This is a genomic window from Gracilibacillus kekensis, assembly GCF_900143085.1.
GTDB lineage: Bacteria > Bacillota > Bacilli > Bacillales > Amphibacillaceae > Gracilibacillus > Gracilibacillus kekensis.
This window is the reverse complement of record NZ_FRCZ01000001.1, coordinates 939331-959171: the sequence shown is the minus strand read 5'-3', so window position 1 is coordinate 959171 and position 19841 is coordinate 939331. Positions and strand designations below refer to the sequence as shown.

At 36.3% G+C, this 19841-nt stretch carries 20 protein-coding genes; 18 read left to right on the top strand and 2 right to left on the bottom strand.

Translation table 11 applies throughout. The features are described 5' to 3' along the window. Positions 1-18: 18 nt before the first annotated feature. The gene (locus BUC25_RS04360; protein WP_073199994.1) at positions 19-243 is read right to left on the bottom strand and encodes a hypothetical protein; all 225 of its coding nucleotides are present in this window, start codon (positions 241-243) and stop codon (positions 19-21) included. 311 nt (positions 244-554) lie between these two features. Between BUC25_RS04360 and BUC25_RS04355 the strand changes: the two genes are divergently transcribed. From BUC25_RS04355 to BUC25_RS04300, 12 genes are all read left to right on the top strand, one after another. Then, a complete protein-coding gene (locus BUC25_RS04355; RefSeq protein WP_073199992.1) occupies positions 555-1364 on the top strand; it encodes a glycosyltransferase family 2 protein in 810 nt (269 codons plus the stop codon). A 12-nt stretch (positions 1365-1376) separates the two neighbouring features. Next, complete coding sequence (locus BUC25_RS04350) at positions 1377-2714, top strand: MATE family efflux transporter (protein WP_073199990.1); 1338 nt, start codon at positions 1377-1379, stop codon at positions 2712-2714. 14 nt (positions 2715-2728) lie between these two features. After that, positions 2729-3712 (top strand): Gfo/Idh/MocA family protein, encoded by a 984-nt coding sequence (locus BUC25_RS04345; protein ID WP_073199988.1) that lies wholly within the window; start codon positions 2729-2731, stop codon positions 3710-3712. A 62-nt stretch (positions 3713-3774) separates the two neighbouring features. Continuing rightward, positions 3775-4536, top strand: coding sequence for a CAP domain-containing protein (locus BUC25_RS04340; protein ID WP_244535122.1), 762 nt, complete (start codon positions 3775-3777; stop codon positions 4534-4536). 250 nt (positions 4537-4786) lie between these two features. Further along, positions 4787-5938: an MFS transporter gene (locus BUC25_RS04335; protein WP_073199986.1), complete on the top strand. Its 1152-nt coding sequence runs from the start codon at positions 4787-4789 to the stop codon at positions 5936-5938. Between the two features lie 19 nt (positions 5939-5957). Then, on the top strand, positions 5958-6863 hold the full coding sequence (locus tag BUC25_RS04330) for an AEC family transporter (RefSeq protein ID WP_073199984.1): 906 nt from the start codon (positions 5958-5960) through the stop codon (positions 6861-6863). Between the two features lie 223 nt (positions 6864-7086). Further along, positions 7087-7899 carry a basic amino acid ABC transporter substrate-binding protein gene (locus BUC25_RS04325; RefSeq protein ID WP_073199982.1) on the top strand — a complete coding sequence of 271 codons (813 nt, stop codon included), beginning with the start codon at positions 7087-7089 and terminating at the stop codon, positions 7897-7899. Between the two features lie 234 nt (positions 7900-8133). Continuing rightward, positions 8134-8790, top strand: a complete 657-nt coding sequence (locus tag BUC25_RS04320) for an amino acid ABC transporter permease (RefSeq protein ID WP_073199980.1) — start codon at positions 8134-8136, stop codon at positions 8788-8790. Continuing rightward, positions 8787-9509: an amino acid ABC transporter ATP-binding protein gene (locus BUC25_RS04315; protein ID WP_073199978.1), complete on the top strand. Its 723-nt coding sequence runs from the start codon at positions 8787-8789 to the stop codon at positions 9507-9509. The genes BUC25_RS04320 and BUC25_RS04315 overlap by 4 nt, the downstream gene beginning before the upstream one ends. Before the next feature lie 59 nt (positions 9510-9568). After that, positions 9569-10486 carry a fumarylacetoacetate hydrolase family protein gene (locus tag BUC25_RS04310; protein ID WP_073199975.1) on the top strand — a complete coding sequence of 306 codons (918 nt, stop codon included), beginning with the start codon at positions 9569-9571 and terminating at the stop codon, positions 10484-10486. 239 nt (positions 10487-10725) lie between these two features. After that, positions 10726-11907, top strand: coding sequence for a sensor histidine kinase (locus tag BUC25_RS04305; protein ID WP_073199973.1), 1182 nt, complete (start codon positions 10726-10728; stop codon positions 11905-11907). A 5-nt stretch (positions 11908-11912) separates the two neighbouring features. Beyond that, positions 11913-12581 (top strand): response regulator transcription factor, encoded by a 669-nt coding sequence (locus BUC25_RS04300; RefSeq protein ID WP_084543353.1) that lies wholly within the window; start codon positions 11913-11915, stop codon positions 12579-12581. A gap of 27 nt (positions 12582-12608) precedes the next feature. Here BUC25_RS04300 and BUC25_RS19115 read toward each other — a convergent pair whose 3' ends face one another. Next, complete coding sequence (locus tag BUC25_RS19115) at positions 12609-12767, bottom strand: anti-repressor SinI family protein (protein ID WP_244535121.1); 159 nt, start codon at positions 12765-12767, stop codon at positions 12609-12611. A gap of 513 nt (positions 12768-13280) precedes the next feature. Between BUC25_RS19115 and argC the strand changes: the two genes are divergently transcribed. The 6 genes from argC to BUC25_RS04270 all read left to right on the top strand — a co-directional run bounded on the left by argC (position 13281) and on the right by BUC25_RS04270 (position 19601). Next, positions 13281-14318: an N-acetyl-gamma-glutamyl-phosphate reductase gene (gene argC / locus BUC25_RS04295; RefSeq protein WP_084543352.1), complete on the top strand. Its 1038-nt coding sequence runs from the start codon at positions 13281-13283 to the stop codon at positions 14316-14318. Positions 14319-14333: 15 nt separating this feature from the next. Further along, positions 14334-15557 (top strand): bifunctional ornithine acetyltransferase/N-acetylglutamate synthase, encoded by a 1224-nt coding sequence (gene argJ, locus BUC25_RS04290; protein WP_073199967.1) that lies wholly within the window; start codon positions 14334-14336, stop codon positions 15555-15557. A 12-nt stretch (positions 15558-15569) separates the two neighbouring features. Beyond that, positions 15570-16373 carry an acetylglutamate kinase gene (gene argB / locus BUC25_RS04285; protein ID WP_073199965.1) on the top strand — a complete coding sequence of 268 codons (804 nt, stop codon included), beginning with the start codon at positions 15570-15572 and terminating at the stop codon, positions 16371-16373. Next, positions 16366-17538 carry an acetylornithine transaminase gene (locus BUC25_RS04280; RefSeq protein WP_073199963.1) on the top strand — a complete coding sequence of 391 codons (1173 nt, stop codon included), beginning with the start codon at positions 16366-16368 and terminating at the stop codon, positions 17536-17538. The genes argB and BUC25_RS04280 overlap by 8 nt, the downstream gene beginning before the upstream one ends. Before the next feature lie 76 nt (positions 17539-17614). After that, positions 17615-18514: a formyltetrahydrofolate deformylase gene (gene purU, locus BUC25_RS04275; RefSeq protein ID WP_073199961.1), complete on the top strand. Its 900-nt coding sequence runs from the start codon at positions 17615-17617 to the stop codon at positions 18512-18514. Positions 18515-18851: 337 nt separating this feature from the next. Further along, positions 18852-19601, top strand: a complete 750-nt coding sequence (locus tag BUC25_RS04270; protein WP_084543351.1) for a hypothetical protein — start codon at positions 18852-18854, stop codon at positions 19599-19601. Positions 19602-19841 lie beyond the last annotated feature (240 nt).

Genomic DNA, 19841 nt, shown 5'->3' with positions numbered 1-19841 from the left:
TTCATAAGAAAGAGAAGCCTAATGAAAGTCAGGCTTCTCTTCTTTTAAGTGGGGATTATATCGAGTGAATTTAAGTGCATTTTGTTTTTCGAATTCCAGACAAAATTGTTCATAGTCATGTACAATCTCGCTAATAGGTTTGTCGTATAGTTCTAAATCATTCTTATCCACTACACCACTTTCCATCAACTGTTGAATTAGATAAACTTTTTGTTTCTCCACTGCTTCTCGTAAAAAAGCCATAGGTTTAGCCTCCTATATAAAATTAACTTGTTCACTATTCATGAAAAGTATTGCCATCTTTGTTATATGTTATACAAAACGGCTTCATGTCAATGTAGTAAAAGTGTGTCCGAAATGTATAGAATTTGTAATATAATTTGAAACGAATAATTTCTGCGAATAAGTAGTTTGTTATATAATGTAGGAATAGTAAATATTTGAGGATGTAAAGTAGATTATGTCTTTACTATATGTCATCATTTTATCTTTGTCATGGCGTATGTCAATAAAGTTTACATACAATTTAATGAATCTTATTGAGGTGTTTACAAATGTCACAGGAGAAAGTGTCAATTATTGTTACAACCTATAATAGAAAAGTTGCGCTAGCTGAATTATTAGCTGCCTTGACGGAACAAACATATCAAAATTTTGATGTGATTATTATCAATGACGCTGGAGAAAGAGTAGAAGACGTCATTGATTTATACCCTGAATTAAGCGTGAAATTAATTAACTTGTCAGAGAACCATTATCATGTGTATGCAAGAAACAAAGGATTAGAAAAAGCAACAGGAGAACTTATTATGCTGATGGATGATGATGATTTACCTTTACCCACTCATTTAGAAAAAATGGTAAATGAGATAGAAGGATATGACCTTGTTTATTCAGATGTTGAAATTGTGAATTACCATGAAACAAAAGAGAAGCGAATCCCTCTTGATTACTATTTATTCGCATATACTTTTGACATAGCAGCAATGAGAAAGTTCTCTACCTATGTTCCCTCCGGTAGCTTATATAGAAGATCACTACATAACGAAGTTGGAGAATTTGATGAAACGGTAAGAAATTACTGGGATTGGGATTTCTTTTTAAGAGTTGCAAAAAATCACCGAATCAAGCGAGTGCCAACAGCAAGTGTATTATATGAATTTTCAGAGTCCGGAAATAACCAATCCAAAAAATTAGATAACATGCGATTCTATTTAGATCGTTTATCGGAAAAACATCAATTAGGTAATCTGCCAACCAAGAATTTTCACTTATTATTAGAGGAGCCTGATTTAAAACAACGAGAAGCAGAAAGTAAACGACTTTGGACTGGTGAGATGCCACAGTCGCGTTTACAAATATAGGGGGAGCTTTTGTTGAAAAGACAGCGTGATTTCACACAAGGAAGCATATGGAAAGATTTATTTTATTTTTCTACCCCAATTATGTTCGCGCAATTATTGCAAGTGTCCTATCAATTTATCGACAGCCTGTGGGTTGGAAATCTGCTAGGAGCTAATGCATTAGGATCTGTAGCAGTATCAGGAACAGTTATATTTACGATATTGTCTTTCATCATTGGGATGAATAATACGACATTAACCGTCTTATCTCAACAAAAAGGGAGAAGCAATGAACAAGGGCTTCAAACGTATGTAAATGCTTTTGTTGTTACCTTATCAGTTCTGGCAGTGATGATGGGGGTTTTGGGGTTTTTATTCGCTTCAACCGTACTAACACTATTGGGAACACCTGAAGCTATGATGACAGATGCTGTTGTTTATTTAAGGATCAATGCAGCTGGGATTATATTTTTAGTAGGTTATAACTTTATCAGTACTGCTTTACGGGCTGTAGGTGATAGTAAAACACCTCTAAAGTTTGTTGCTATTGCGGTTTTGCTGAATATTGTATTGGATCCAATACTTATTTCGGTTTTTAACCTTGGTGTACAAGGTGCAGCAATAGCGACCATATTATCGCAAGGTTTTTCTTTTATATATGGTATAGCCTTTGTAATTCGTAAAAAATTAATCCCAATAAAGTGGCCAACAATTCCTGCCTGGAGTGAAGTAAAGTTAATTTTAAATCTCGGTATCCCTTCTGGATTACAGATGGCGGTGATTTCTGCTGGAGCTGCAGCTATCATCAGTGTTGTTACTTCTCACGGTGAAGCAGCTGTGGCTGGATACAGTGCTGCCCAACGTCTGGATAGCTTGTTTTTGTTACCTGCACACGCATTGGGTGCAACGGTAAACAGTATGGCAGGCCAAAACATTGGTGTTGGGCAGTGGGCACGCGTGAAAAAAATAGCCACTTATGGTGTGCTGTATAATACTGTGGTAATGCTTGTTTTTGCATGTCTTATTGTCTTTTTTGCAGAGTTTGGCATTCGATTATTTATTCAAGAACAAGCTGCAGTAAAATTTGGTGCGCAATATCTGCTAATCATCGCATTCTTTTACCCATTTCTGGGCATCAACTTTGTTTTAAATGGAATTGTCCGTGCATCAGGTGCAATGTATCAAGTACTCATACTTAATTTGATCTCGTTTTGGCTACTTCGTTATCCGCTTGCCTATCTTTTTTCTGAGATAATGGGTGAAGATGGAATTGCTTATGGAATTGGTGTAAGCTTTATGATAAGTAGTGTGATAGCGTTTTTATATTATCGATATGGCAAGTGGCGAGAGAAGAAAATTTTTTCAGATTAAGGGGAGTGAAAGATATGGTTAATGTTGGCTTTATTGGAACAGGTGGATTTACCAAGCATCATGTAAACATTTTAAATGAATTGAATAATTTACAAGTGGTAGGGTTTGTAGGTTCCAGCCAGGAAAAAGCAGAAGCATTTGCACAAGATTATCCAGGGACCAAAGGATATGATAGCTTAGAAGCAATGATCAAACATGAACAATTAGATGCAGTATATATATGTGTTCCTCCAATGGGACATGATAATTACGAAGCCACATTAATTGAACATAATATCCCGTTTTTAGTGGAAAAACCTCTTGGGGTGAAGGAAGAGAAGGTTCGTGAGACCAAACAGAAGGTCTTAGAAAATAATCACCTGACTTCTGTTGGGTATCATTTCCGTTATGCAGATATTATTGCTACATTCAAAGAATTGTTAAGGGACCAAAAAGTCGGAGCTGTTTCTGGAAAATGGATGGGATCGATGCCTGGTGTTTATTGGTGGAAAAACCAAGAGCAATCAGGAGGACAGTTCAATGAACAAACAACACACATAGTGGATTTGATACGTTATTTATTTGGTGAGATCCAATCTGTTTATGCCCAAGAAGTAAATGCAGTAACCGCAGAAGCTGATTCTTCCGTTACTGTGGCAGATGTCGGTCTATTTATTTTAACATTAGAGAATGGTCTGATTGTGCAAGTAAGCAACACCTCTGTGATGCCAGATGGATTAGGTGATGTTGGTATCCAGGTACATACCGATACGAGTATGATCGAATGGAGAATGGGTCATTTAGAAATGAAAAAAGTGGATAAGGTCGAACGCTTTAACGCCAAAGAAAACCCTTATTTAAACGAATCAAAAGCGTTTATTCATGCAGTCGAGACAGGCGATCGTTCGAAGATTCTTTCCGATTATGAAGATGGCTGGCGCTCCTTTAAAGTAGCTCTTGCAGCAGAGAAGTCCATTGCCGAAAAAAGAGTCATCAATATCAATGAAATTGTCGAATAAAAAAATATGTTTCGTACATAGTAAACCTACAGGAAAAAAAATAAATCCTAGAGGTGATACAAGTGTACAAATATCTTATTTTATTTGTAATGTTTAGTCTGTTAATAGGGTGTAATGAATCCTCTTTAGAACCGGAGGATGAGAACATACAACCAGAGAATGTCAGCTTTGGTGGTGATAATAGTGGCAGGAATCAAGAGATGAGGGAAGAACGCATTCAAGTTCCGGTTAATCCAGGAAGGGAACAAAATATTTTTGAAGATGCCAACCCAAATCAATGGTTCCGCCAAGGTGATGGAAACGATCAAACGAATCCACCATCAGACCAACAAGGGCAAGAGGGTTCACAAGGTAAGCAACAACCACCAAATCGACAAAATCAACAAAATCAAGAGAGTGCCAATCAGGAGCAAAATAATCAAACACCGTCATCTGGTGAAGAGTCGTTAGATCAATTTAGGCAAAAGGTAATTGAGTTAACAAATGAGGCTAGAAGTGAAAATGGAGCACAGGAACTGAATTTAGATAAAAGACTTGCAGATGTTGCTCAGACAAAGTCAGAGGATATGGCAGAGAATAATTATTTTTCTCATACTTCGCCTACTTATGGTTCACCATTTGATATGTTAAAGCAGTTTGGAGTAGACTATACAAAGGCTTCCGAGAATATCGCTGCAGGTCAACAATCACCCGAGTCTGTCGTGCAAGGTTGGTTGAATAGTGAAGGTCACCGTAAAAACCTGCTAGACGCTGAAGTTACACATATAGGTGTAGGGTATACCTCAGACGGAAACTATTGGACACAACTATTTATCAAGAAATAAACGAAAAAGGGATTAACCATCAAACCGGTTAATCCCTTTTTGTAATGGTAATTTTGAATGAAGCTTCTGTGTAACAACCGGAGCGGATGACTAGTAAATAAAAAGTTTCAAAATTACTACTTTGGCTAGTAAAGTTACAACAGTTTTCTTCGCAGTTTATGTCTATTGTTTAATCATACGGCTTTCTTTTCTTACTAATAAGTTCTATAATTGACAGTTATCAGTACAACTTGAGAAGGGAGCGATCTGGGTGGCACGAGGAGAATCTACTGTACCGTTAAAAATGCTCTTATTTTGCTTTCATGGAGCAAATACAATAATCGTTAGTTTCTTACCTTTATACCTGCAATTCAAAGGTCTGAACGGAACCGAAATTGGCTGGGTAATGGCAATTGGGCCATTTGTTGCAATATTCTCTCAACCGCTTTGGGGATATGCCAGTGATAAGTATCAAACAGTAAAAAAAATACTGATGTTATGTTTAATTGGACTTATAATTAGTAGTTTAGTCTTTCTGCAAATGGATACATTACCGTTATTATTAACGTTTGGAGCTACTTTCTTTTTCTTTGCTGCTCCAATTGGGGCGTTGGGAGACAGTTTATCCCAAAGAAGAGCCGATCAACTGGGAATTTCCTTTGGTTCAATACGAACTTGGGGATCGATCGGTTTTGCAACATCATCATTAACAGTAGGGGCAATTTTATCTAATGTAGGTATTCAATTCATTGTTTGGCCCTATTTAGTCTTAGCTGTCGCAGCTTTTATTGTCAGCACACGGTTGGTCGACGTGAAAGTGGAAACCCCGCCTATTCAATTTAAAGATATTGGTTTACTTGTTAAGAAAAAACCTTTTGTTATCTTTTTAATACTAATAACACTTATTACCATTTCCCACCGTGCTAATGATAGTTTTATTGGTATTTATATCGCTTCACTCGGAGGGTCAGAGGATTTAATCGGGTTTGCCTGGTTTGCGGGTGTTGCCAGTGAAGCGGTCGTTTTTGCAACAGCAGGATTATGGTTTCGAAAGTATCATCCACTCATTTTCATCATTGGAGCTGGTATTTTGTATTCGATTCGATGGTATTTCTATGCTGTTTTTGATGACCCGACGTTGATTGTGGCATTGCAATTTTTACACGGACTGACATTTGGTGTATTTTACTTAACCGCGTTCCAGTATGTCACCCGCATTATTCCGAAAATGTTACAATCAACGGGTCACTTAGTATTTGTCTCCACTTTTTTTGGAATCTCCGGAATTATTGGCTCGCTTATCGGTGGAGTGATTATGGACAGCCTGGGAGGTTCATCGTTATATTTATTTATGGGAATATTAACAACCATTGGAACACTAATGATGTTAATTTATCATTGGCTTCCATTCGGAAAATCTTAATATAAACAGGTGATAAATAATGGGATTTATCGGAGTATTGATTCCAATCTTCAGTATTTTTGCAATTGGTTATATCGGGATAAAATTTTTAAGAATAGATATAAAGCCAATTTCCACGGTGACGTTGTATTTAATGTCCCCGTTTTTAGCTTTTAGGACATTTTATCATAACGACCTGAATATGGATTACCTCTATTTGGGCAGTTTCTTATTAGCATTATCAATGATCAGTTTGCTGCTTGCTTATATGATAGGATATTTTAGAAAATGGGATCAGTCTGTAAAGAGTAGTTATATTCTTGCTTCGGTATTTATGAATAATGGTAATTATGGTGCACCACTGGTTTTACTGGTTTTTGGTGAAGAGGGGTTTCACTATGCAATCATACTAATGGTGTTACAAACATTGATCATGTGTACAGTAGGTATCTATTTTGCGGCAAAAGGTGGGGCACAAGGACGCCCGGTACGGATTTCACCTCTAAAAGATGTTATCAGAGTACCGATTATATATGGAGCTATTTTAGGGATTATTCTTAATTTACTTGGCATACATATGAATGATCAAATGATGACAGCCGTTGATATGGTAGCAGATGCAACAATACCAACAATTATGATTGTACTTGGAATGCAACTGGCGCAAATTAAGTTAAGTGATGTAGAAGTTGGTCGCGTATCTTTAGCAGTTACCTTTCGATTAATACTGGCTCCAATCATTGCATATTTTTTAACCTTACCATTACCGCTCGATGGCATGGTAAAAGATATCTTAATTGTGATGGCGGCCATGCCGACTGCTGCCAATACAACGATGTATGCATTGCAATTTGGTTCAAGGCCAGGCTATGTCTCAAGCGTCACTCTGATTTCTACCTTATTAAGTATAATCACACTGCCGATATTGTTACTGATTTTAGTATGAGGATAAAAAAGAGAGAGATATTAATTATACTCCTTCTTTTTTTGTACCTCAGGTCTGCATAAAAATGTAACTCGGAGACAGGAAAGGCGAAGAGCAAATGGTAATCCAAATATTCAGAATAATCGCAATATAAAAACTTCAATAAAATCTATTGAATTAAAGTGTTTCATGCTATATCATAATGAATGCAAAATGTATAAATATAAATTTGGAGTGAATATTTATGAATAAATTAATGACGAAGGGATTACTGATTTTCCTTTTAGCTATTTTAGCAGCGTGTGGAACTAGTGATGACCAGGAGCAAACAGAAGGAACGAACGGTTCAGGTGATAAACCAACACTATCTGTAGTAACCGAAGCGGGTTTTATGCCGTTTACCTATTTGGATAAAGGTGAATTAACAGGATTTGATATTGATTTATTAGAAGCAGTGATGGGCGAAGCAGGCTATGATTATCAAATAGAAAACGTTGGCTGGGACGCGATGTTACTTTCTGTTGAAAAAGGAGAAGCAGACCTTGCGATTGCTGGAATTACGGTAAATGAGGAACGTAAAGAAACGTATGATTTTTCATCTGCTTATTTTGAATCAACCCATAAAGTAGTTTTCCGAGAAGGAGAAGGGATTACTAGTGGTGAAGATATTAAAGACCTAAAAGTCGGGGTACAATCAGGTACAACAGGGGCTGAAGCTGTGGAAAAGATTTTAGGGAAAAATCATGAGAATATTTCAAAATACGATTCCAATACATTAGCACTTATGTCCCTGCAATCGGGAGATGTTGATGCTGTAGTAACGGATAACGTAGTCGCTGATGAATATGTCGAGAATAATCCGGAAGCGAATGTTGAAATGATCACAGATCCTGACACATTTGAATCTGAATTTTACGGTATCATGTTCCCTAAAGATAGTGAAGTGAAAGAGGATATTAATAGCGCACTACAAACAGTTATCGAAAACGGAACTTATTCTGAAATTTATCAAGAATGGTTTGGAGCAGAGCCAGACACAGATGTACTAACTAAATAGAAAACATGTGAGAGGTTAGTTCCGTAAGAAACATATAAATCACAAAGCGTAGCGACTTCGTTACGCTTTTCGTTTTTGTTAAAGTTATTACGGTCCATAATACCCTTAACGAAAAGTTTCAAGTGAATCAAGTTGAGGATAAACGGAGATTAATGTCTCACTCTATAGTATCGTTTAAAGAGTATAAAATAGGGTAGCGAATAGCAAAGTATAAGTAAGAAGGGAGAAAACAACATGGATTTTAGGTTTGATATTATTGTCGAGTATTTTCCATTCTTTATGGAAGGTATGGGATTGACTATCTTAATGTCAGTTGTTGGGGTTATAATGGGCTGTATCCTGGGCTTCTTCATTGCGTTAGGAAAGATGTCCCCTTTTGTTTTTGTAAGATTGCCATTTGTCTGGTACATTAACTTTTTAAGGGGTACCCCTTTGTTAGTGCAGTTATTTTTATTTCATTATGCGGTATTACCATCTATACTAGGATCAACAACTCCAGTCCTGTCCGTGATGGTTACATTATCATTGAATTCTTCTGCATATGTAGCAGAAATCTTTCGTGCCGGTTTACAATCGATTGACAAAGGTCAAGCAGAAGCGGCCCATTCATTAGGGATGAATAAAATACAAGTTATGCGTCATGTCCTTTTACCTCAAGCTTTTAAACGCTCGATTCCACCATTAGGCAATGAGTTTATCGTATTATTAAAGGATTCTTCTTTAGGTGCGATGATTGCAGCGCAAGAGCTACTTTATTGGGGGAGAGCGGCATCTGGACAATACTTAAGGGTTTGGGAACCATATTTAATGGTCGCACTTGTCTATTTAGTACTAACACTAAGTTTGACTTACTTATTGAATTATATGGAAAGAAGGTTTGATGTCAAATGATTTCAGTTAAACATTTAAAAAAATCCTTCGGTGATTTAGAAGTATTAAAGGATATAAACGCAGATATTAATCAAAAAGAAGTTGTTGTAGTTATTGGTCCATCGGGATCTGGTAAATCGACCTTTCTCAGATGCTTAAATCTTATTGAACCAGTAACGGATGGAACAGTAATGATAGACGGGGTAGAATTGACGGATAAGAAAGTGGATATAAATAAATTGCGGGCTGAAGTTGGTATGGTTTTTCAACAATTTAATCTTTTCCCACATAAAACTGTAATCGAAAATATAACATTGCCAATCATCACAGTTAAAAAATGGAATAAAACGGATGCAGAACAAAAAGCAAAAGATTTATTAAAAAAAGTGGGTTTGTTGGAAAAAGCAAATGCCTATCCTGAATCGTTATCTGGTGGACAAAAACAAAGGGTGGCGATTGCGCGTGCATTAGGAATGGAACCTAAAGTGATGTTGTTTGACGAACCAACGTCTGCATTGGATCCTGAAATGGTTGGAGAAGTATTAGAAGTAATGAAGCAATTGGCCGAAGAAGGAATGACCATGGTGGTGGTTACGCATGAAATGGGCTTTGCAAAAGAAGTAGGAGATCGTGTAATTTTTATGGATGAGGGTTATATAGTGGAGGAAAATGAGCCGAACCAGTTATTTGATGACCCACAACATCAGCGAACGAAAGCTTTTTTAAGTAAAGTGTTATAACTTTCAGTTAGCCCATTCTATGTTAAACTAGCAGTATTAAATAAGGGAGGGTTCTACCAATGAAGTTAGTCAATTATCGTTTGAAGTATCCGTTTGCACAAAATCGGATTGGGATCCTGAAAGGTGAAAAAATTGTTGATGTACATAAGGTACATGAATTTGTAGCTAATCACATCGATTCTAACGAGGCTGGTACATTATTACCGGCGGATCCAAATGAATTTTACCTAAATGCTAATGCCAATATTATGACATTAGAGCGTTTGTTTAGCCGACTTCAGAATCCGCCTGAGCATATTTCATTCCAAAGAACAGAAGTTATTTTGGAGACTCCCATTCCGAATCCTTCGAAAATTATATGTATTGGAACAAATTATGCGGATCATGTTAAAGAGATGGGTGGGGACTTACCTGAGTATCCAGTTTTGTTTTCAAAGTTTAATAATGCTTTAATCGGCCCGGAAGATGACATCCATAAGTCAACTGTGACGGAAAAGTTAGATTACGAAGTAGAACTTACCGTTGTCATCGGTAAAAAGGCTGCAAAAGTAAAAAAAGAGAATGCACTTGACTATATTGCTGGATACACGATTGGTAACGATATTTCAGCGAGGGATCTGCAGAAACGTACACCACAATGGTTGCAGGGTAAATCATTAGATCATACTACTCCCGTTGGTCCTTGGTTAGTGACCACTTCAGAAATCTCTGATCCAAGTCATTTACGGGTTCGTTCCTATGTAAACGGGGAACAAAGACAGTCTTCAAATACTGAGCAATTAATTTTCGATATACCTTTTCTGATCGAATTTATATCGAACATTATGGCGCTTGAGCCCGGTGATATGATTTTGACTGGTACACCAGGTGGTGTCGGATTCGCCATGAATCCACCAGCGCTTTTAAATGATGGAGACCAAGTAACATTGGAAATTGAAAAAATCGGAACGCTTGAAAATAAAGTGGTAAACGTATAGTTAACTAAAGTGGTAAAAAAATCTACAACAGAAAAAATTTGAAGCACTCGAACAAATGTAAAATTCACTACTTCAAATAGTAATTCTATTTATCCTACAGAATAATTTCTGTAGGTATTTTTGTGTATGTGTGTATTTTTTTATTCATTAACTTGTCATATCAGCGGACTCTGATACAATAAAACTAAATCAATATTCTTATTTTTCAATCGAGTTGCATGGAAAAGAGGAAAATAAAGATGGACAATTTTGTCGAAAAAAAGATGCCAATAGCAATTTTGATTACCCAACTGATCATGGTACCTTTATTTGCATTAGACGATCAGGCGAATCTTACGTTTCTTTATTTCATGGTTGGCATCTATGTGATGATTCAGTTTTTAAGAGATTTTGTATTTAGAGTTAATTTGGATGATCAAACAGGCGTGTATTATTTAATTACACAGCTTCTTTTATTAGCAGTGCTCATCAGTGTCGATCAATCCTTTATTTCTCAGGTTTTTTTATTAATATTAATTGGAGAAATGGTATATCACCATTCTCTAACTTCTAGCATTATTTTTACCAGTTTTGCGTACATGAGCTTTGTATTAGGCAAATGGATAGCCTTTGACTTCCCCTCGTTATCATCTATGACATTTATCATCCCAAGAATAACTGAATTTTTAGTTGTGTTTACCTTCAGCTACTTAGTGAAATTATCCATCAATCAAAAACATCAATTACAAAAGGCATATGAAAAAATGAAACTATCCACCTTACAATTAGAAGAAAAGACAATTATGCAGGAACGCAAGCGTTTTGCCAGGGAAATGCATGATTCTATTGGACATTCTTTCTCAACTTCTCTGATTGGGTTAAATGCTGTTAAAACCTTGATTAGTTCCGAGCAGGATCAGGCAAAAAACATGCTTAATCAAGTGTATCGTAATTTAGAAGAAGGTTTACAGGAAGTTCGAAAATCTGTACGAAATTTGCAAGAAAGTCATTTTTTTATAGATTTTTATCAAGCAGTTTCTTCACTAATCCAAGAGACAATTGAACAAACGGGGGTAGTAATTGAATCAGAAATAAATGTTCGAAAATTTTCACTAATTCCACGACAAGAAATAGTAATATATCGAGCCTTACAAGAAGGTGTAACCAATGGTTTGCGGCACGGAAAAGCAAATAGATTTCATGTATATCTGGTAACTAATAAAGAAGGAATTTTATTCAGGCTAAGTGACAATGGTAATGCAATCGAGAACTTTGAAGAGAACTTAGGGTTTGGTTTAATGGCAATGAAGGAGAGAGTAGAAGAACTAAATGGAGTAATCAAAATACATTCAATAAACACAAAATTGGGTGGAGCAGATATTATTATTGAACTGCCACATCTAGAAGACAATAATGCCAAATCTCATGAAAATGCAGGGTGAATAATATGAATACAATTAGAATAATGATCGCTGATGATCAGAGAATCATTTGCGATGGATTGGCTGTAATGTTCGATCAACACCAGGATATAAAAGTGGTAGCCACAGCTACAAATGGTGAAGAAGCGATAGATAAGGCGAAAGCTGTGAAGCCTGATGTGATTTTGATGGATATTCGAATGCCGGTTATTGGTGGGATTACAGCAACTAAAATAATCAAACAAGATCTTCCATCCATCAAAATTATCATGCTTACGACCTTTTCGCAAAATGATTATATATTACAAGCATTAAAAAATGGTGCTAGTGGGTACTTGTTAAAAGATACAGGCTTACAACAATTAGTGGAGGCAATCCATCATTCTCTAAGTGGGCAGTTGTTAATTCCAGAATCCATTCAGCCGATGTTAATCCAACAGTTAGAAGCAACAAAGGAAAATAAACCTGTTTCATTTGCAGCAAGTGTTGAAGCCTTAAAAGAAAGAAATATCAAAATGACTCCTACCGAATTACACGTGTTGGAATTGCTGGTGGAAGGAAAATCTAATCAACAAATTGCTGAGCATATGTATCTCTCTGTTGGTACGGTCAAAAATTATGTAAGTAAAATTTATCGGAAAATTGGTGTGTCAGGACGTACAGAAGCGATTTTATTTATGAAAAGTTTAGTATAGGTCTATATCGTAGTTTTTCTTAAGGTGCTATTTTGGGTTGATTTCTTTTTCTTTGTTCTTAATTTCATTCACGACAGGTAAATATTTGAGAAAAGATTGGACTTCATCTTTTGTTAATCCTTGTTGTTTAGCGATGTAAATAAGACGTAACCATTCAGCATCCATTTGCTTGGGATAATTAGACAACGTACTCACTCCAATATAATTTAATCACAGAGTAACCGTCCATAATACCTTTAATTCGAGTTAATAAAAAAATAAAAGGCCGGTAACTTCCTGAAAAGGTTAGCTAACAATCAGTGGGAGTATCTTACCCGCTGATTGTTTTCTTCACTTATATGAAAAGTATATCGCAAAATTCGTTCGTTATAAAGGTTACCAGCGTCATTTTTTACAATAAAAAGTCATAAAAGTCATAAACTAAAAGTCCTAATAATAAATGATCCTTGTGTCCGTGCTAAGTAAAATTAATTTAAACTTGGATATTTATACAGGATCGTGAATAAAATAATGAGTGTGATCATGAAACTAAAAGTCCTTTGCAATCTGTTGTTTCTTTCCTTTTTTATTCAAAAATTCTATAATTAATAGCAAGGAAAACTATAAGAATTTGAGTTTTTTTATAAACGATATTGCATGAAAATACAAAATGGAGTATAATTATAAACTAATCATATACGGAGATTAGGAGGAACTGTTGTGGATGTAGCAATTATAGGTGGAACGGGTTATGGAGCGGTTGAATTAATACGATTTTTGCATAACCATCCACATGTTCAAGTAACTAAAATTATATCCCATTCAAATAGTGGTACAGATTTATCGGAAGTTTATCCACATTTAACAGAAATTATTGATCTTGAAATGACACCGTTGAATGTTGATGAGCTGGCAAAAGAAGTAGAGTTAGTCTTCTTTGCTACACCATCAAATGTAAGTAAACACTATATACCTTCTTTAATGGATAAAGGGGTTCGTTGTATTGATTTATCTGGTGATTTTAGGTTGCGAGATGGTGAAATCTATCAAACTTACTATGGAGAAGAAATGGCAACGCAGAGGTATATTGATCAAGCAGTATATGGATTGCCAGAAATCAATAAAGAAAAAATTAAACAAGCTAGTATTCTGGCAAACCCGGGATGTTATCCAACTGCCACCACTTTAGGTCTATTACCAGTATTAGAAAATGATTTAGTTGATAATAGTTCGATTATTATTGATGCCAAAACAGGTACATCTGGTGCAGGTAGAGGATTATCCTTAAATGTCCATTTTTCTGAAATGAATGAAAACTTTAAGGCATATAAACTTGGAGTGCATAAACACATTCCTGAGATTGAGCAATTGTTAACGGAACGTGCTAAAGAAGAAATTCAGGTAACGTTCACCCCTCATATTGTACCAATGACGAGAGGGATAATGAGTACCATTTATGTGGACTTGAAAGATAAACAGTCAACAGATTATCTAATCGACGTTTACCAAAATTATTATAAGAATGATCCGTTTGTTCGTGTCCGAAGAAACGGTACAATTCCATCAACAAGAGAAGTGTATGGTAGCAATTACTGTGATATTGGCTTATATGCAGATGAGAGGACTGGAAAGCTGATTATTGTTTCAGTCATCGATAACCTGGTTAAAGGAGCATCTGGTCAAGCGGTACAGAATATGAATATTATGTGCGGATGGGACGAAACAACAGGTATTAACCAATTACCTATTTATCCTTAAGGAGTGAAATCAAACATGGGAGATCAGCAAGAGCATTTTCATATAATTAAAAATGGCAATATAGCCACTGCGAAGGGGTTTCAAGCAGGTGGTTTACATTGTGGATTACGCAAGAAAAAAATCGATTTAGGCTGGGTCTATTCAGAGGTTCCAGCTCAAGCGGCTGGTGTCTACACGACCAATTCATTCCAAGCAGCGCCGCTAAAAGTAACACAAGAGAGTATAGCTAAAGAAAATCAATTACAAGCAGTTATTGTTAACTCAGCCATTGCAAATGCTTGTACAGGCGAACAAGGACTACAAGATGCCTATGATATGCGTAAACTTTTCGCAGAAACAATGGGAGTGGAAGAACACTTAGCAGCGGTGGCTTCTACTGGTTTAATTGGTGAGTTATTGCCAATGGAAAAGTTGCAAAAAGGAATCAGTCAAGTAAATGATCAAGAACATTTGGGAGCGGAAAAATTTGAAACGGCGATATTAACGACAGATACCAAAGAAAAAGGTATTGCGATCGAATTAGAAATTGATGGCGAGACGGTGACGATTGGCGGAGCGGCAAAAGGTTCTGGTATGATCCATCCGAATATGGCTACAATGCTTGGTTTCGTCACAACCGATGCCAACATTTCTTCTAATCATTTAACAGATACATTGAAGGCGATCACTAATAAATCGTTTAACATGATTACAGTAGATGGTGATACGAGTACCAATGATATGGTATTAGTGCTAGCAAATGGTCAAGCAGAAAACAAAGAGCTAACACCTGATCATAAAGACTGGGAAACTTTTTATGAAGGATTAAAGTTTGTTTGTGAGTATTTAGCAAAAGAGATTGCTAGAGACGGGGAAGGTGCTACTAGATTAGTAGAAGTAAACGTTGAAGGAGCTTTTACGGATGAATCAGCAACAGGCATTGCTAAGTCAATTATTTCATCTAACTTGGTGAAAACTGCCATTCACGGTGCAGATGCAAACTGGGGCCGGATCATCACAGCGATTGGGTACAGTGGGGAGTCATTAGATCCAGATAAAGTAAGTATTTACTTAGGAGATATTTTAGTAGTAGAAAACGGTGTCCCCCATCCTTTTGATGAAGAAGCAGCTAAAGAACATTTGTTAGAGGATGAAGTCAAGATACTGGCGAAATTGGGAGACGCTAATGGCAGAGCCACAGCATGGGGCTGTGATTTATCGTATGAATATGTCAGAATTAATGCTTCTTATCGTACGTAAGGAGGTTGTCAAATGAATTATGTCGTGATCAAATGTGGTGGTAGTGTCTTTGAGCAACTGCCTCCTTCTTTTTATCAAAATATAGTCGAAATTCAAGCGCAAGGCGAATGGCAACCGATCATTGTACATGGTGGCGGGCCATTGATCTCTCAACTATTAGAACAAACAGGGGTAGATACGACGTTTGTTGACGGATTGCGTGTGACCACAAATGAAGTATTAGATGTGGTAGAAATGGCACTAAGTGGCTCGATCAATAAAGGAATTGTTCGTGAGCTTTCAAAAGCGAATGGAAATGCGATCGGTGTCAGTGGTGTAGATGGAAACTTATTAGAAGCGAAACCAGTTAACGAAGATGGGCGATTAGGTTTTGTTGGCCAAGTAACCGATGTAAATACAAGCTTACTAGAGAACTTTATTAATCAAAATTTAATTCCTGTTGTTTCTCCAATTGGAATAGACAAAACGGGACAACGCTTCAATGTTAATGCTGATATGGCAGCTTCAGCGGTAGCGCAGGCTTTAGGTGCAAAATTGTGCTTTATTAGTGATATTCCAGGTATTTATCATGAAGTAAAGGGAGAAAAGCAAGTCTTTCATCAATTAAATGAAACGAAAATAGAAGAACTTATACAACAAGAAGTTATTTTTGGTGGCATGATACCGAAAGTACAATCCGCTTTAGCAGCCTTAAATCAAGGTGTTATGGAAGTCTCGATCGTTAATGGAACACAGGAAAACGGATTGTTAGAATTTATGCAAGGCAAAGAAATTGGAACAAGAATATCTTTGAATCAGGAGGTGCCACATGTCTAATCAAAGTGTAAATCCGGTTATGCATACATATGGTCGTTTTCCTATTACACTTGTAGAAGGGAAAGGAAGTTATGTGTGGGATGACGAGGGAGAGAAATATTTAGATTATTCATCAGGTATAGCGACATGTAATTTAGGTCATGTGCCAGAAGTTGTGGAAAAAGCAGTACAAGAACAATTATCGAAATTATGGCATTGCTCCAACCTTTATCATATTCCCACACAAGAAAGATTAGCTGAAGCCTTAACAAAAAACAGTTGTGGAGACCAAGTATTTTTCTGTAATAGTGGGGCAGAAGCAAACGAAGCAGCCATTAAAATAGCTAAAAAATACGGACATGACGTGCTAGGTCAAGAGGCGCCAACCATTATTACATTCAATAATTCGTTTCACGGCAGAACAATGGCAACATTATCTGCAACGGGTCAGAAGAAAATTCAAGATGGATTTGCGCCGTTAACACCTGGTTTTGATTACTTACCTTTTAACGATTATCAAGCATTAGAGAAATTAAAGGAAAAGAAACCAGTCGCCGTGCTTCTTGAATTAGTACAAGGTGAAGGTGGAGTGATTCCTGCTGATTTAACATGGGTGAAACAGCTGGAAGCCATTTGTAAAGAGCATGATATTTTATTAATGATTGACGAAATTCAAACAGGGATCGGAAGAACCGGTAAATTATTTGCTTATCAGCATTATGGAATTGAACCAGATGTGATTAGCATTGCTAAAGGATTAGGATCAGGTTTTCCGATTGGTGCGATCATAGCAAAAGAGTATGTTGCAAACGTATTTTCTCCTGGTACTCATGGAAGCACTTTTGGTGGGAATCCAATTGTAACTACGGCAGGGTTGGCAACGATTAATCATCTTACACAAACAAACGTTTTAGAGGAAGCAAACGAAATTGCTGAATATTTATGGGCAAAGTTAGAGCAATTAGTTTCCGATAAACAAGAGATTAAATCGGTTCGTGGTAAGGGATTGCTTATTGGTCTTGAGACAGAAGGTAAAGCAATAGATTACGTCAATAAGGCGAGAGAAGAACATCAATTATTGATTATTGTAGCGGGCCCTCAAATCGTTCGTATTTTACCACCGTTAACAACTACTAAAGAAGAAGTAGATGAATTTATTGGCAAGATCAATAAAATATTTCAATAGATCGTGTTTGATCACTTGACCCACCTCGGAAACATGATAAAGTATTATTGAATGACAAAAATAAAGAGGGATCAAGATGAAGAGTTATATACAGGAAAAGTTAGACACATTTAAGAAAATCAACAAAAATAGAGCACGCCTTTTAATCAATTGTGCCGATCAGCCTGGTATCGTTGGAGCTGTATCGCAATTTTTATTTGAACATGATGCCAATATTCTCGAATCAAACCAATACTCAACAGACCCGCATGGTGGGGAGTTTTTTATCCGTATTGAGTTTGAGATCAATAATTTAAAAGAAAAGGCAACACAATTAGAAGAAGATTTCCAGGAAATCAAAAATAAATTTCAAATGGAAGCAACCTTTAAATTTGTAGACCAGGTCAAAAAAGTAGCGATCTTTGTATCGAAAGAACCGCACTGTTTATTAGAGTTACTCTGGGAATGGCAAAGTGGCGATCTAATGGCAGATATCAGTCTTGTCGTAAGTAATCATGAAACGTCGAGGGAATTTGTCGAGCCATTGGGCATACCATATTATTATATTCCAGCGAATAAGGATATCCGCAAACAAGTGGAAGAACAACAGATTCAATTGTTACAAGAACACGATGTCGATGTGATTGTATTAGCACGTTATATGCAAATCTTAACACCTCATTTTGTTGAAACATTTAAAAACAAAATAATTAATATACATCATTCGTTCTTGCCTGCCTTTATTGGTGCTAAACCATATGAGAGAGCCTATCATCGTGGTGTAAAATTAATTGGTGCAACCTCTCACTATGTGACAAATGATCTTGATGAAGGGCCAATTATTGAGCAAGACATCAGTCGTGTGGACCACCGTGATAATGTTGAAGCGATGAAAAAAATAGGCCAATCCGTAGAACGAAGCGTCTTAGCAAGAGCTGTAAAATGGCATCTGGAAGACCGCATTATTGTCTATGGAAACAAAACCATCGTATTTTAAATGGAAATACAATGGTTTTGCTTAAATGTTCAAATATAATCAACTTTTTGATTTCTTCACAGGATAATACCTCCTGTTGACGGGATAATAGTCTCTCTTCACGGGATAACATGTTTGCTTGACAGGATATCAAGACTTATCCCGTGAAGACGATTGATTATCCAGTCTACAACACTACTTATCCAGTTAAGGGACTCACTTTTTTTATATTGTTATTAATTCGTATCAAAATTATGATTGAGCATGCTAATCTTAAATGAAGATTGGTGTGTTTTTTTTGTTGAGAATGTCTCACATATGTCTCATTTCTCATATGTTATTATGAGGTGATTCCTAAATGAAGAACTATTTTAGTATGTGGAAAAATCAAAATATTATCTACATGAAACCAAATGTAGAACTTATATATTATAAAGTCTATGAGAATAATAGATTGGTCACAAGTAATTCTGGTTCGGAGGGTAGTTATATAGCTTTACGTCAACCAAATCCTTCTACCACTATCGTAATTGAATATTACCATGACAATGCACTGGAAAGAGAGCAATACTCCTTAAGAAATTATTACGCAAACAGGAAACGTGACTTTCAGGCAGGTGATATTTTAGTCGCTAGTGATAACGTAAAATCAGAATTAACAGGTTATATGGGTCATACAGCACTAGTCATTAATGAAAGTGAATTAATTGAGTCACCAGGGAGTGAGCCAGCAATTGTAAAAGAACCAATCCAACAGTTTATGGATAAACACCCAGTGCATGCTCAGTTTCGATCGGTAAATGATGATATAGGAAAAAATGCCGCACGATATGCCACAGATTACTTCGAAAAATATCAATATAATTTAAAGGAAGGTTTATCTAAGCCGTCCTTTTCCTTTAATTTGTCGCAATCGTTAGATGACCCGTGGGATAAAATATATTGTTCAAAATTGATATGGATTTGCTATCATTTTGGAGCGAATTATACATTTGAAAACGATCATTTGTGGTTCTCGCCGGAAGACTTATACCATCAATTGATAGAAAATAAAGATTTTGAAATGATTTATCAACATGAAGATGTAAAATTTTTAATTGATTTATAATGCAAAGGGCTAAGCGAATTAAGAACAAACCTAACATAACTGACCAATTTCATATGCGTATTAGGAAGATACAGCGACATAGCTAAAGTGGTAATTATGAGATTTTATATGAGCTTTGCAACCGCTTCGGCTTGTCCGTTTTCCTTTCCGCGGGTTTTTACTCTAAGCTAACTTTTTCATGCGATTTTTGCATGGAAAAGTTAGCAAAAGGAAAAAGCCCATGGCATAGAAAACACTGCG

Coding starts and splice junctions, on each gene's coding strand:
- BUC25_RS04315 (WP_073199978.1), top strand. CDS start 8,787: ATGATTTCAGTTAAACATTTAAAAAAATCCTTCGGTGATTTAGAAGTA.
- BUC25_RS04355 (WP_073199992.1), top strand. CDS start 555: ATGTCACAGGAGAAAGTGTCAATTATTGTTACAACCTATAATAGAAAA.
- BUC25_RS04320 (WP_073199980.1), top strand. CDS start 8,134: ATGGATTTTAGGTTTGATATTATTGTCGAGTATTTTCCATTCTTTATG.
- BUC25_RS04280 (WP_073199963.1), top strand. CDS start 16,366: ATGTCTAATCAAAGTGTAAATCCGGTTATGCATACATATGGTCGTTTT.
- purU (WP_073199961.1), top strand. CDS start 17,615: ATGAAGAGTTATATACAGGAAAAGTTAGACACATTTAAGAAAATCAAC.
- BUC25_RS04305 (WP_073199973.1), top strand. CDS start 10,726: ATGGACAATTTTGTCGAAAAAAAGATGCCAATAGCAATTTTGATTACC.
- BUC25_RS04325 (WP_073199982.1), top strand. CDS start 7,087: ATGAATAAATTAATGACGAAGGGATTACTGATTTTCCTTTTAGCTATT.
- argB (WP_073199965.1), top strand. CDS start 15,570: ATGAATTATGTCGTGATCAAATGTGGTGGTAGTGTCTTTGAGCAACTG.
- BUC25_RS04345 (WP_073199988.1), top strand. CDS start 2,729: ATGGTTAATGTTGGCTTTATTGGAACAGGTGGATTTACCAAGCATCAT.
- BUC25_RS04360 (WP_073199994.1), bottom strand. CDS start 243: ATGGCTTTTTTACGAGAAGCAGTGGAGAAACAAAAAGTTTATCTAATT.
- BUC25_RS04270 (WP_084543351.1), top strand. CDS start 18,852: ATGAAGAACTATTTTAGTATGTGGAAAAATCAAAATATTATCTACATG.
- BUC25_RS04310 (WP_073199975.1), top strand. CDS start 9,569: ATGAAGTTAGTCAATTATCGTTTGAAGTATCCGTTTGCACAAAATCGG.
- BUC25_RS04300 (WP_084543353.1), top strand. CDS start 11,913: ATGAATACAATTAGAATAATGATCGCTGATGATCAGAGAATCATTTGC.
- BUC25_RS04330 (WP_073199984.1), top strand. CDS start 5,958: ATGGGATTTATCGGAGTATTGATTCCAATCTTCAGTATTTTTGCAATT.
- argJ (WP_073199967.1), top strand. CDS start 14,334: ATGGGAGATCAGCAAGAGCATTTTCATATAATTAAAAATGGCAATATA.